The organism is Streptomyces hoynatensis, from assembly GCF_003626535.1.
Lineage (GTDB): Bacteria > Actinomycetota > Actinomycetes > Streptomycetales > Streptomycetaceae > Streptomyces > Streptomyces hoynatensis.
Window position 1 is genome coordinate 20,906 of sequence record NZ_RBAL01000010.1, and the last position, 12,424, is coordinate 33,329.

Annotated in this window: 12 protein-coding genes and 1 pseudogene; 8 read left to right on the forward strand and 5 right to left on the reverse strand. The window is 72.5% G+C overall.

All coding sequences use genetic code 11. The features are described 5' to 3' along the window. Positions 1-214: 214 nt before the first annotated feature. From D7294_RS17975 to D7294_RS17985, 3 genes are all read left to right on the forward strand, one after another. Positions 215-1,195, forward strand: a complete 981-nt coding sequence (locus D7294_RS17975; RefSeq protein ID WP_120680958.1) for a threonine ammonia-lyase — start codon at positions 215-217, stop codon at positions 1,193-1,195. Between the two features lie 588 nt (positions 1,196-1,783). Further along, the gene (locus D7294_RS17980) at positions 1,784-2,236 is read left to right on the forward strand and encodes an iron chaperone (protein WP_120680960.1); all 453 of its coding nucleotides are present in this window, start codon (positions 1,784-1,786) and stop codon (positions 2,234-2,236) included. A 660-nt stretch (positions 2,237-2,896) separates the two neighbouring features. Further along, positions 2,897-4,186, forward strand: a complete 1,290-nt coding sequence (locus D7294_RS17985; protein WP_241562448.1) for an MATE family efflux transporter — start codon at positions 2,897-2,899, stop codon at positions 4,184-4,186. Positions 4,187-4,261: 75 nt separating this feature from the next. Here D7294_RS17985 and D7294_RS17990 read toward each other — a convergent pair whose 3' ends face one another. Further along, a complete protein-coding gene (locus tag D7294_RS17990; protein WP_120680966.1) occupies positions 4,262-5,110 on the reverse strand; it encodes a LysR family transcriptional regulator in 849 nt (282 codons plus the stop codon). Between the two features lie 102 nt (positions 5,111-5,212). On the opposite strand from D7294_RS17990, the gene D7294_RS17995 reads away from it, so the two are divergent. After that, complete coding sequence (locus tag D7294_RS17995) at positions 5,213-5,938, forward strand: SDR family oxidoreductase (protein WP_120680968.1); 726 nt, start codon at positions 5,213-5,215, stop codon at positions 5,936-5,938. A 271-nt stretch (positions 5,939-6,209) separates the two neighbouring features. Then, positions 6,210-6,755: a GrpB family protein gene (locus D7294_RS18000; protein ID WP_422070714.1), complete on the forward strand. Its 546-nt coding sequence runs from the start codon at positions 6,210-6,212 to the stop codon at positions 6,753-6,755. Positions 6,756-6,770: 15 nt separating this feature from the next. Here the strand turns inward: D7294_RS18000 and D7294_RS33255 are convergent. Further along, positions 6,771-7,325, reverse strand: a pseudogene (locus D7294_RS33255) (transposase family protein); the annotation flags it as partial. A 59-nt stretch (positions 7,326-7,384) separates the two neighbouring features. On the opposite strand from D7294_RS33255, the gene D7294_RS18010 reads away from it, so the two are divergent. Continuing rightward, positions 7,385-7,579 carry a hypothetical protein gene (locus D7294_RS18010; RefSeq protein WP_120681294.1) on the forward strand — a complete coding sequence of 65 codons (195 nt, stop codon included), beginning with the start codon at positions 7,385-7,387 and terminating at the stop codon, positions 7,577-7,579. Positions 7,580-7,739: 160 nt separating this feature from the next. Here the strand turns inward: D7294_RS18010 and D7294_RS18015 are convergent, their stop codons facing one another. Together D7294_RS18015 and D7294_RS18020 are read right to left on the reverse strand one after the other, a co-directional pair. Continuing rightward, positions 7,740-8,207: a cupin domain-containing protein gene (locus D7294_RS18015; protein WP_120680972.1), complete on the reverse strand. Its 468-nt coding sequence runs from the start codon at positions 8,205-8,207 to the stop codon at positions 7,740-7,742. A gap of 106 nt (positions 8,208-8,313) precedes the next feature. After that, positions 8,314-8,730 carry an ATP-binding protein gene (locus tag D7294_RS18020; RefSeq protein WP_120680974.1) on the reverse strand — a complete coding sequence of 139 codons (417 nt, stop codon included), beginning with the start codon at positions 8,728-8,730 and terminating at the stop codon, positions 8,314-8,316. 258 nt (positions 8,731-8,988) lie between these two features. On the opposite strand from D7294_RS18020, the gene D7294_RS18025 reads away from it, so the two are divergent. Then, entirely contained in the window at positions 8,989-9,837 is an 849-nt protein-coding gene (locus D7294_RS18025) for a helix-turn-helix domain-containing protein (protein WP_120680976.1), read from the forward strand. Positions 9,838-9,846: 9 nt separating this feature from the next. Further along, positions 9,847-10,038 carry a hypothetical protein gene (locus D7294_RS18030; protein ID WP_120680978.1) on the forward strand — a complete coding sequence of 64 codons (192 nt, stop codon included), beginning with the start codon at positions 9,847-9,849 and terminating at the stop codon, positions 10,036-10,038. Between the two features lie 28 nt (positions 10,039-10,066). On the opposite strand, the gene D7294_RS18035 is transcribed toward D7294_RS18030, so the two are convergent. Further along, positions 10,067-12,418, reverse strand: coding sequence for a tetratricopeptide repeat protein (locus D7294_RS18035; RefSeq protein WP_338325664.1), 2,352 nt, complete (start codon positions 12,416-12,418; stop codon positions 10,067-10,069). Between the last annotated feature and the right edge of the window lie 6 nt (positions 12,419-12,424).

The window sequence follows — 12,424 nt, forward strand, 5'->3', positions numbered from 1 at the left end:
GGCCGGGGCGGACGAGCCACGACGGGATTGGTCCAGACCTATTCAAGGGGTGTGACATGTAGGCGTCAAGAGGCGCGGCAGGCGCGGGGATGTCCCTGCCCGCCGGGGGCGGCCCGCGGGAGCCGGCGGCTGCCCGCCGGGCCGGAACGTGCGGCGGTGGTCCGGGAGTTCGCCCGCGCCGAGCGGCGCCGGCAAGGCGGTACGCTGCCGGGTCGTGCCGAAGACGCGTCTTGACACCGACCGCATCCGGGCGGCCCGCCGGGTCATCGACCCGGTTTTTCTCGACACGCCGCTGTACCGCTGCGAGGCGCTCGGCTCCCGTCTGGGGTGCACGGTGAGCGTCAAGGTGGAGACGGCCAATCCCGTCCGCAGTTTCAAGGCCCGCGGCACCGAACTGGTCGCGAGTCTCCTCGCCGGCAGGGGCGCGCGGGCCGCGGTGTGCGCCAGCGCGGGCAATCTCGGTCAGGCCCTCGCCTGGTCAGGTCGCGCGCGGGGGCTCGACGTCACCGTCGTGGCCTCCCGGCGTGCGCCCGCGGTCAAGCTCGATCGCATTCACGCACTGGGCGCCCGTCTCGAACTGGTGGACGGCGACTTCGAGGAGGCACGCGAGCGGGCGGCGGCGCTCGCGCGGCAGGAGGGCATCCGGCTGGTCGAGGACTCCCTGGACATCGAGACCTGCGAGGGCGCGGCGACCATCGGCCTGGAACTGGTGCAGGGCGCGCCGTCGTTCGACGCCGTCCTGATCGCCCTGGGCGGCGGGGCGCTGGCCACCGGCGTGGGCCACGTGGTGAAGGCCCTCGCGCCCGGGGTCGAGGTGATCTGCGTCCAGCCGCTGGGCGCCCCGGCGATGACCCACTCGTGGCGCAGGCGGCGCGTCGTCACCACCGACTCGGCCCGCACCATCGCGGACGGCGTCGCCGGCCGGCGTCCCCTCGCGGCCGTCCTGGAGGACCTCCTCCTGGTCGCCGACGACGCCCTCCTGGTCCGGGAGTCGTCGATCGTCGCCGGGATGCGGATGCTCTTCGACCAGGCCGGCCTCGTCGTCGAACCCTCGGCCGCGCTCGGCATCGCGGCCGTCCTCGAAAACCGCGACCGGTTCGCCGGCCGGCACGTGGTCACCATCCTGTGCGGCAGCAATGTCGACGCGGACGACTATCGCCGCTGGATCGGCCCCGCCCCCACCCGCGCGCCGTGAATCGCGGGATTCACGCGGCGGCGATTTCGGCTCCCGGGGAAGGAGGGGAAGGGAGGCGGAAAGCGGGGAAGGCCGGGAAGGGGAATTCGGGAAGGCGAGGGAGGCGGGCAGGCGGGGAAAGCAGGGCATGCGGTGGATTCCGGGAATGCGGGGCGGGTTGGCCGCCCTTCGGGGGCGTCCGCGAATGGGCGTTGCGGGGTGGCGGCGGCGGGGGCCCGTTCTTCCTTGCGACCATCCCCTTGGGCGCGCCCTCTTGGTACGCTTCGGGGCCGGAAACCGGTCTCCGGCCGCCTCGCGGGAGGCCGGTGCCCGGTCGGCGTTCTCGCGAGGGGCGGGCACGAAGCCCCTGGCCGGAGGCGCGTGCGGCCGGAGCGGAAGTGCCGCCCGCGTACCTTTCGGCGGTGATTTCCCGCGGAAGGAGGGAAGGCGGCGGAACCTGACGGGGAATCAAAATCCGGGACGGGGCACCATGCCGCGCTCCGGTGCGGGAATCGAAGAAGAATGGCGGGTGCGGTCGTGGCCGGGGCGTGGAAAATCGGCCCGTGCTTCCCGATCCGCAGGTCGAGCAAGGCACAGAGGAACAGCATCATGAGCAACGCCGAAAACGGCAGACACGAGGGATTCTCCGCCGAGGAGCGGGCGGCGATGAAGGAGCACGCCCAGGAGTTGAAGAAGGCGGCGCGCCGCGGTTCGAAGGCGGAGAAGGCCGCCGAGGCGGAACGGGACCTGCTCGCGAAGATCGCAGGCATGCAGCCCTCGGACCGGGCGATGGCCGAACGCGTCCACGCCGTGGTCACCCGCACCGCCCCGGACCTCGCGCCGAGGCTTTGGTACGGGATGCCCGCCTACGCGCTGGAGGGGAAGGTCGTCTGCTTCTTCCAGAGCGCGGAGAAGTTCAAGGCGCGCTACGCGACGCTCGGGTTCAACGATCCGGCGAAGCTGGACGAGGGCCCGATGTGGGCGACCGCCTTCGCGCTGACCGAGGTGACGCCCGAGGTGGAGGCGCGCATCGCCGCGCTCGTGAAGCGGGCGGTCGGCTGAGCCCGTCAGTGGCGCGCCACGCCGCCTGACGCGTCACGCCGCCTGACGCGTCACGCCGTCCGGCGGGCGGCGCCGTAGGGCCCGCGGGGGCGTAGGGCCCCCGGCGGCGTAGGGCAGGCAGGGGCGTATGGCGGGGGCGGCGGCGAGGACGGCTCGGGTGCGGGGTGGGCAGGCCCGGGCGGCCGCCGCGGTCCTCGGCCGCGAGTTCGCGACCGCCGCCAAACGGCAGGCGGCAGGGCGGCCCAGGCGGCAGGGGTCCCAGCGGCAGGCGGCAAGGCGCCCGCGGCAGGCGAGGTGGAGGGCCGTACCGCGGCCTGGGTATCCGGCCACGCCCGGCCTACGGTGGGGCGCGTCGCGTACGCCCGTTCCGCGTGCTCCGGTCCGCGGCCCGCGACGCCTTCGGCATCGTCGTCTCGCGACGGAGAGGAAGCCCGTGGAAGCCGACGTGCGCCCCGGCCGCCCCAACGGCGAGCAGCGATGACCGCGGGCAACCCACCCCCCGTACCGCCCACGGGCAACCCGCCCCCCGTACCGCCCGGGAGGAGGCGCGTACCCGTTCCGCCCGGGCGGGGGCGGCCGGGCGTTCCGGCCGGGGGCCCGCGGCCCGCCGCCCGGGAGGCGGGGCGGCGCGACCACGCGGCGGGCCTGGCCACCGGTCCCGTGGGACGGCTGCTGCTGGGCACCAGCGCCCACACGACGATGTCCGTCGCCACCTACGGCTGCTACGCCCTGACCAACGCCTGGTTCGTCTCCCGGGGGGCCGGGACGCAGGCGCTGGTGGCCGTGAACCTCGTCTCCCCCGTCCTGCTCGTCCTCGGCGCCGTCTCCACGACGGTCGGCGCCGGCGGCGCGTCCCTGGTGTCCCGCAGCCTCGGCGGCGGGAACCCACGGCAGGCGGCGCGGGCGGCGGGGAACACCTTCCTCGTCTTCTGGGCGACGGCCGTCGCCGTCACCGTTCTCGGCCTGCTCCTGCTCGACCCGCTGCTCACCCTGCTGGGCGCCACGGGCGGCACGCGCGCGGACGCCCGCAGCTACGCGGGGATCATGCTGGCCGGCGCAGTCACCGCCACCGGCTTCTCCAGCCTGGTGCGCGCCGAGGGACGCCTGGGGTTCTCGACGCTGCTGTGGATGCTGCCCGTCCTGTGCCAGATCCTCCTCGACCCGCTGCTGATCTTCGGCCTCGGCCTCGGGGTCCGCGGGGCCGCCCTGGGCACCCTCGGGGGGCAGGGGCTCTCCCTGGCGATGAGCCTGTGGTTCTTCTTCGTGCAGCGGGACCGCCCCTACCGCATCCGGCCGGGCGACCTGCGCCCCCACGGGCCCACCCTCAGGGAACTGCTCGCCGTCGGGGCCCCCTCCTTCCTCAGCGGGTTCGGCAACACGCTGATCATGCTCCTCGCCAACAACCGCCTGGCCGCCACCGGCGACCCGGCGGCGCTCGCCGCGTACGCCACCTGCGTCCGCGTCGGCACGTTCGTCCTCATGCCGCAGACCGGCATCGCGCAGGGCATGCAGCCGCTCATCGGGTACAACGCCGGCCGGGGCCTGCTCGCCCGCGCCGAACGCACCCGCGTCCTGGCGCTGCGGGCGACCGCCCTGTACGGCGCGGCCGTCTGCCTCGCCCTGCTGGCCGCCGCGGACCCGCTGGCCGCCGCCTTCGCCGACGAGCAGGTGGCACGGCGGGCGACGGCCGAGGCGATGCGCATCATCGCGCTCGGCTACCCCTTCGCCGGGGTGCCGGCGCTGCTGTCCACGTACTTCCAGGCGCGGGGACGGCCCCGCCCCTCGCTGCTGATCTCCGTCGGCTCGCTCACCGGCGTCCACCTGCCCGTCCTGCTGGTCCTCGGCTGGTTCGGCACGCCCTGGCTGTGGATCGCCTTCCCGGCGGCGGCCCTCCTGTCGGCGGCGGGCGCGATGGCCGTCCTCCACCGCGCCGCCCCGCGCCGTGGATGACCCCGCAACGCCGCCCCCACGCCCTCGGCCCGCCCGGGACTTCCGGGCCCGAGGCCGCCCTCGCGCGGCGGGCGTTCAGCCGCGGGTCGCGGCCCGGACCAGCCCGGCGACGGCCAGGGAGCGGCTGTGCGGCGGCCAGGCGATGACGGTGGTCACGGGCGGCGCGTCCAGCAGCGGCACGGCGGCGAGGTCATCGCGCAGCCGTGGGCGGCTCGACTCCGGCGCGATCCAGCAGGCGCGCCCGAGCGAGACCAGCTCGTACAGCTGCGTGTGGTCGCGGACCTGCGGCCCTCTGCCCTCCGGGTAGGTGCCGTCCCTGGCGGGCCAGCGCGGCAGCGGCAGGCCGGGCAACTCGGCGACCTCGGCCATCCGCAGGCCGGTCCGGCCGGCGAGGGGATGCCCGGCCGGCAGGAGCACGACCTGGCTCTCCGTGCGGAGTTCCTCGGTGTCGAACCCGGCCGCGGCGTCGTAGGGCAGGTGCAGCAGCGCCACGTCGGCCCGGCCGTCGCGCAGCATCCGCTCCTGCTCGCCGATCCCGCACAGGAGCAGGTCGACGGTGACCGCATCGGGTTCCGCGGCGTAGGCGTCCAGCAGCTTCGCCAGCAGTTCGGTGGACGCGCCTGCCTTCGCGGCGAGGACCACGCCGGCCTGGCCGGTCGCGGCGAGCGCGGCGCGGCGGGTGCGGCGCTCGGCGGCCTCCACGGCGTCCAGCGCCGCCCGGGCCTCCCGCAGGAGCACCGCCCCTGGCTCGGTCAGGGCGACCGCGCGGCTGGTGCGTTCCAGCAGCCGCGCCCCCAGGCGCCGTTCGAGCCGGTGGATCGCCCGCGAGAGCGGGGGCTGCGCGATGCCGAGCCGCTGCGCGGCCCGCCCGAAGTGCAGCTCCTCGGCGACCGCCACGAAGTACCGCAACTCCCTCGTCTCCACCCCGTCATGCTACCGCCCCCACCGGTATCGATACCCGTCGGGTATCGATACCCACCGCATCGGTGTTGGCCTGCCCGCCCGGTGCCCGGCCAGGATCGGGGCATGAGCGAACAGACCATTGCGCTGGTGACCGGCGCGAACAAGGGCATCGGATACGAGATCGCGGCCGGCCTCGGCGCGCTCGGCTGGCGGGTCGGGGTCGGCGCCCGCGGCGAGGAGAGCCGCGAGAAGGCGGTGGCGAAGCTGCGGGCGGCCGGAGTGGACGCGTTCGGCGTGCCGCTTGACGTGACCGAGGACGCGAGCGTGGCCGGGGCGGCCCGGCTGATCGAGGAACAGGCCGGGGGCCTGGACGTGCTGGTCAACAACGCCGGGATCACCGGCGGCGCCTCCCAGCTGCCCAGCACGGTGGACCCGGCGACGGTGCGGGCGGCGGTGGAGACCAACGTGATCGGCGTCATCCGCGTCACCAACGCGATGCTGCCGCTGCTGCGCCGCTCGGCCGCGCCGCGCATCGTGAACATGTCCAGCAGCGTCGGCTCCCTCACCAGGCAGTCCACCCCGGGCGCGGAAACGGGCCCGATCGCCGTGGCCTACGCGCCGTCGAAGACGTTCCTCAACGCGGTCACCGTCCAGTACGCCAAGGAGTTGCGCGACACGAACATCCTGATCAACGCGGCCTGCCCCGGCTACTGCGCGACCGACCTCAACGGCTTCCGCGGCGTCCGCACGGCCGAGCAGGGCGCACAGATCGCGCTCCGCCTCGCCACCCTGCCCGCGGACGGCCCGACCGGCGGCTTCTTCGAGGACGCGGGGGAGGTGCCCTGGTAAGGAACGTGCCGCCGTGGGCGGCCCCCGCCCCGGGGCGCCGCCCCCTCCCCCAGGCGCGCCGGCCCGCCCCGCGCGCATGGCCCGGACCGGCGCACGGGGCCGGGGCGGCGTCTCCCCACGCGTTCCCCCATGGCGAGGCCGTCCCGCGGACGGTGGCCTGCCGGTCCCGCGGCCAGTGCGGCTTTCCCTACCTCATGTTGCGGGTCGGGAGCGGATGGCCGGTGGGGAACTCGGTGGTCATCGCAGCCTCCGTTGACGCAGGATGACGGCTGTGCCAGAGCTCAGCAGCGTCCATGTAGTCGAGTACGACCCCGACTGGCCACGGCGGGCCGCGTCCGCGATCGATGCTCTCCGGAGGGCGGCACCGGGGCTGTTCGTGGCGATCGAGCACATCGGCTCCACCGCTGTCCCGGGACTGGTGGCCAAGCCCGTCATCGATCTGATGGCCGCCGTCCCCGACCTCTCGCACGCTCGACGTCACCAAGCGGCGCTCGCCGGCCTGGGCTTCCACCCGCACGACAACGGGATGAACGACCGGCTGCTGTACGTCCGCGCGGATGGTGGGGTCCGAAGCCACATCCTGCACGTGGTGACGTTGGGGAGCTGGCCCAACCGGAACCAGCGGATCTTCCGGGATTACCTGCGCGGCCATCCCGAGGACGCGGCCCGATACGCGCAGCTCAAGCGGGCGATCATCGCGGCTGGCACGGCACCGGGTGAGTATGCGCGAGCGAAGACGGCGCTGGTGCAGGAACTCACCGACCGCGCTCGCGCACAACTCGGCCTGCCACCGGAACCCGTGTGGGAGAAACAGTGAACTCCTGCGGCCTTGTGCCGAGGCTGCCGGATGAAGGCCCGGGACGGCTTTGACCAGGTCGGTGATGCGGGTTGTGCGGCATCGCAGCTTCCGCAGGAGGCGCCAGAACTTCAGGGTGGCGACGGCTTGTTCTCCCAGGGCGCGGATCTTCGCGTGGGCGCGGGCGGCGCGAATGTCGTGGATGGCTCCGGGCAGGGGCCGGTGACGCCCACGGCAGCCGCCCATGGGGGCGCCTCCCGGCGGGAGGCTGGGGGAGGGTCGGTCGGCGGCGATCCGGTCGATGGGTATCAGTGTCCCGTCCAGGATCACGAATGCCTTGCCGGCCGCTGAGCGGACCGCCGCGGGGATGTCCGGCGCGAGGGCCGCGAGGATCTCCACGGCCTCGGTGACCTACCGGTACACCGAGGTGGTACCGACACCGAAACCGGCCGCGAGCTGCGCGTAGGTGTGGCCGCACCGCAGATGGGCCGGCACCAGCAGAGCCTGCCGACCGGCCGCCGCTTCCGGCACACGAATTGACAGGCGAGCACATCGGGTTGACTTGATTGACGCTGTCCGTCGCCCATTCATTCCTCCTAGGCTCACGGTGTCCTTTTTCTGCCCGCCACAGGAGGTGTCCGGACTTGAGGATGTACTGCTTCACCTGCGGTTCCGGCGAACCGCACCGCCGCCTCAACGACAAGGAGAAGGACTGGCTGAAGAAGCGTCTCGGCAGGAAGTCCGTCGATGAATTCTTCATATGCGTGGCACCCGGCTGCCGCAATACGCGTACCGGGTTGAACAAAAAGCCGTTCGATTCCCCTATCCGCGTGCCCTCGGACTGAGGTCTTCTCCGGCGGGCGGGCGCATGTCTCGTCAGCCGCCGCCCGCATCGGCCCGTGGGACGAATCTTCGCCTCCCTGCGGATTGCCCACCCGGGGCACGTCGGTGACGCCGCCCTGCGCGGGGCGGTCAACGGGCCGCGCGGCGTGGGGTGTTGCGCGTTTACCTGGGAGGGCCGACGAGGATCTGGCCGTAGGCGTCGGCCGCGGCGGCGAGCGCGTCCTGCGAGAGGGTGAAGCCGGGTGGGCGGGGCGTGGCGAGATCGCGTCCCGCCTGCCGGAACATGCCCTCGATGCCCCCGGGCGTGGCGATCATCAGCAGGTCGGCGGTCTCCGAGGTGATGCGGTAGCCGTGCGGGATGTTGCGGGGGAGGAAGACGATGCCGCCCTCGGACAGTTCCTTCTCTTCCTCGCCGACCCACAGCAGGGCGCTGCCCTTGATCAGCATGAAGATCTCGTCCTCCCGGGTGTGCATGTGGAAGGGCGGCGCCTCGCCCCTGGAGGCGGCGAAGCGGCCCACGGTGAGCTGTCCGCCGGTGGCCGCGGAGTCCAGGAGGATCGAGAAGGTACTGCCGTCGAGCCATTCGAGCTTCTGCTGGTCTTCGGGCTGGGCCAGGTACGGGATGGTCAACGCGACATCCTCTCGGGACGCAGGCGGGTTGTACCGGAAGTTCCGATCGCTCGGAGCAGCGTAGCGACGCGGCGACACCGGGGCCGCGCGCTGCTCGTTCGGGCCGTCAGCCGCCCCGGCGGATCGGCAGGCCGGCGATGACGGAGGTGCCGCGGACCGGGCGCGTCCTGACTCCCCATGCTGCGGCGAGCCTGTCCACCAGGAACAGCCCCCGCCCGGTCTCGGCATCCGCGTCCGGACGGGCCGGCGCGGCCAGTGGGCGAGTCGGGCCCCGGTCGGACACCGCGATCCAGTAGTGCCCGTCCGCCGGCCACAGGACCAGTTCGACGAGGTCGTCCTCGCGGTGGGACCCGTGCCGGATGGCGTTGGTGACCAGCTCGGAGGTCAACAGCCCCAAGTCGTCGGTCAGGCCGGGCAGCAGCCCCTTCGGAAGCGCGCGGGCAACGGTGTGCCGCGCCCGCATCACGGAGGCGGGACGGGCCGGGAAGTGCCACAGGGCAGGCACGGACGGGATTTCGGGCATGGCGAACTCCGCTTCGGTGGAGGAGGGTTCGGTGACTCGGGGACGCCGGTGGCCTGCCGCCCTGGGCGCGGCACACCCGCCCCAGGGCAGGCGGGCATGCTCGCGCGGTGCGCTTCCGGCGCTTCACTGTGTAGCGTGCGCGATACCGACAGTAGAGCGTCGATGGTAAATTAGCCACACCGTCGCGCATATTGACCACCGACGGGTGACGAGCCGAGCGGCGGTGGCCGATGCCCCGCCGCACGAAGAAGGAGTGGCATGCCCACCAGGTCGATGCCGAGCGAACGGCAGAAGCGACTGGGCAGCGAGCTGCGGCACATGCGCATGGCGGCTGGTGTGTCCGCGGAGTTTGCGGCGGGCCTACTCGGCGTGGACCGCGGCAAGATCTCCAACATGGAGTCCGGTGTCCGGGGGATCAGCGCCGACCGCCTGAGAACCTTGGCCTGCAACTGCGACGTGACCGACGAAAAGTACGTGGAAGCGCTCGTCGCGATGGCTCAGCCGAGCACCGGCTGGTGGGAGCGATACCGGGGCAGCCTGCCGCAAGGATTGCTGGACATCGCGGAGATGGAGGCGAACGCCGCTCGTCTGCGCGGCGCCAACACGGTGCACGTTCCAGGCATGCTCCAGACCCCGGAGCTCGCGATGGCCATCTTTCGCGCCGCGGTGCCCGCGTTGCCGGAACACGAGGTTGCCCTGAGAATGGCGCTTCGCTCCGAGCGTCAGCGGGCCGTCCTCGGCGAGGAGCCCACCCCATACCTCGCCGTCGTCCACGAGGCCGCCCTGCGCATGGAATTCGGCGGTACCGACGTTGCTCGCGCGCAATTGGAATACCTCGTACGGATCTCCGAGCGAGAAAACATCACCCTACTCGTCCTCCCCTTCAAGCACGGCGCGTTTCCCGGGGCTGGGCAGACCCTGGTCTACGCCGAGGGGGCCGTCCCCCGGCTCGATACCGTGCAGGTGGACAGCTCTCATGGACCGGTCTTCCTCCACGCGCAGGCCCAGCTTGAGAAATACCGGGCGCAACTCGCCCTGTTGGAAGAACTGGCGCTGCCGCCTGAGCAGTCCCGCGAGTTCATCCACCGGATCGCACGCCAGTTGTGAGGAGCCCCCATGCCCGAGATCACCTGGGAAGCCCCGTTTTGCGCCGAAGGAAGCTCCTGCTTTCGCCTCGGCACCGACGCCGAGGGCAACGCCTACATAGCGGTCAACGGCCGGGAGGACCACTACCTCACCGACTCCGTCGACGCCCTGCGGGCCCTCATCGCCGACATCAAGGCAGGCAAGGCCGACCACCTCCTGTAGGGGCCGATGCCGCTCGTGCGGTTCCGCGTCACCACCCGCGCTTTTGCTCGTCAGTGGGAGTCCGGGGAAAGGCGGCCTTCCATGCCCGCCCGCAGCATGGCGGCCCGCGGGTCGCCGTAGTCCGCGACGAGCGTGAGTGCGCGCCGCCAGTGGTGGCGGGCCTGGTCGGGGTCATCGCCGTGCAGGGCGCGTGCGAGGGCGTCGAGGGCGACGGCCTCGTGCCAGGGATCGTGGAGGCCGCGGAAGGCGACGGCGGCCTGGCGATGGAACTCGGCCGCCTCCTTGGCACGTCCGAGTCGCCGGTACGTCTCCCCCGCGCCCATCCAGGCCAGGGCCTCGCGACTGCGGTTGCGCAGACGGCGGTGGAGGGCGGCGGAGCGCTGTAGGAGTCGAGGGCCTCGCCGTATCGGCCGGTAGCCTGCTGCGCGTTGCCGAGGCTGATGAGCCAGATGGCCTCGGCGAAGTGGTTGCGGAGGCTGAGGGCAATCTCCATCGCCTCCTGCGCGGTACTCAGCGCGGCCTCGGTGTCACCCCGGTCGCACTGGATGTCGCTCAGCGTCCACAGGACGTTGCCCTCGCTCATGCGATTCCGGACCTCGCGTTGGTAGGCAAGAGCACGGCTGGCGATCTCTTCGGCCGTGTCCAGCCGCCCCGCCCGATAGTGCGTCAGGGCCAGGTTGGCGCGTGCCACCGCCACGAAGGGGTCGTTTCCCACCTCCTGGAAGAGGGCCACCGCCTGCTCGAAGTGCTCCTGAGCTGCGCCCAGTTGGCGGCGATTGAGATAGGTGAGCCCGAGCAGGTTGAGCGAGCCGGCCTCTCCGTAGCGGTCGCCCAGGTCGCGCCGGATGGCGAGCGCTGAGCGATGGCATTCCTCACTCGCGGCCAGGTCGTTGAGCCGCGCGTGGCTCATGCCGAGGTCTTCCAGCAGGGTGGCCTCGGCGGCCCGTTCTCCCTGTTGTCGTGCCGCTGCCAGGCCGATCCGTCCGACGGCCGGCCATTCGAGAATGGAGGCAGAGGGAGGCTGCGCGTAGTAGGTGACCAGGGCGAGCTGCCACGCATGGCGGGCGAGGCCCGCCGCCTGCGCAGCACGAGTGGCGGCCAGGAGATTGGCGTGTTCCCGCTCGGACCAGGTAACGGCACTGTCGTAGTCCGGGAAGGACAGCGCGGTTACGCTCTCGTCCAGCGGCTCGAGTGTGAGATGGGCTTCTCGGGGTTCCAGCCAGGTCTGGGCGGCGTCGGCGGTGTGCAGGTACCAGTCGAGGACGCGGCGGAGGGCGGCCGTGCGCCAGGCTGAGGATTCTTCGCGGCGGGCTTGGTCGGTGGCATAGGCGCGGAGGAGGTCGTGAAACTCGTAGCGGTCAGGGGCGTTCTGTTCGAGCAGGTGAACGCTCGCGAGCATGTCGAGGAGCTGCCGGGTGCGGCTGGGGCGGGTTCCCGCAAGGGCAGCGGCGGCGTGGAGGCCGAACTCCGCCCCCGGGTGGAGGCCGAGCAGGCGGAAGAGGCGGGCGGCTTCGGGGGGTAAGGCCCGGTAGGACCACGCGAAGATGGTCCGAACGGCGTCGGCCTCATCGTCATGGCCCGTGCTGAGGGCATCCCACAGGGCGGACTCGTCACGAAGTTCGGCGATCAGATCGTCGAGGCTGAGGTACGGGCGGGTGGCGGCGCGCTCCGCCGCCACCCGCAGGGCCAGCGGGAGGCGGGCACACAGGCGCGCCAGCTCGGCGAGCTTGTCCGCATCGTCCTCGGCCCGGTACTCGGCGGTGACGGTACGCAGCAGCGCGACCGCTTCGGGCTCGGGAAGGGTGCCGAGGGTGACGCGGTGCGCACCGTCTCGTATGGCCAGGCCGGAGAGCCTGCTGCGGCTGGTGACGATGGCAAGGGAGCGATGGCCACCGGGCAGAAGTGGCCGGACTTGGGCCGCGGTGGCGGCGTTGTCCAGGACGATCAGCGTGCGGCGGTCGGCGAGGAGCGAACGGTAGAGCGCGGCGGCGGCATCAATGTCGGCCGGGACGGAACCGTGGGGCACACCGAGGGAGGTGAGGAAGCGGTGCAGCGCCTCCTGCGCGGTGACCGGCTGTCCCGGATCGTAGCCGCGCAGGTTGATGTAAAGCTGCCCGTCGGGGAAACGATGGTGGACCTGATGAGCCCACCGGAGGGCGAGTGATGTCTTGCCTGCCCCGGCAGTCCCCTCGATCACGCACGCGGTGACGATGAGTGACGCACCCTCGTCGGTGGGGAGCACCGCGTTCAGGCGCTCCAGCTCCCTGGTGCGGTTGACGAAGCGCCGTACGTCTCCGGGGAGTTGGCGGGGCCGTGGCGCGTGGGGTTCGTCGCGGCCGTGGAAGTGGACGCCGCCGCTGACGTTGCCTGCCTGGACCACGTCGCG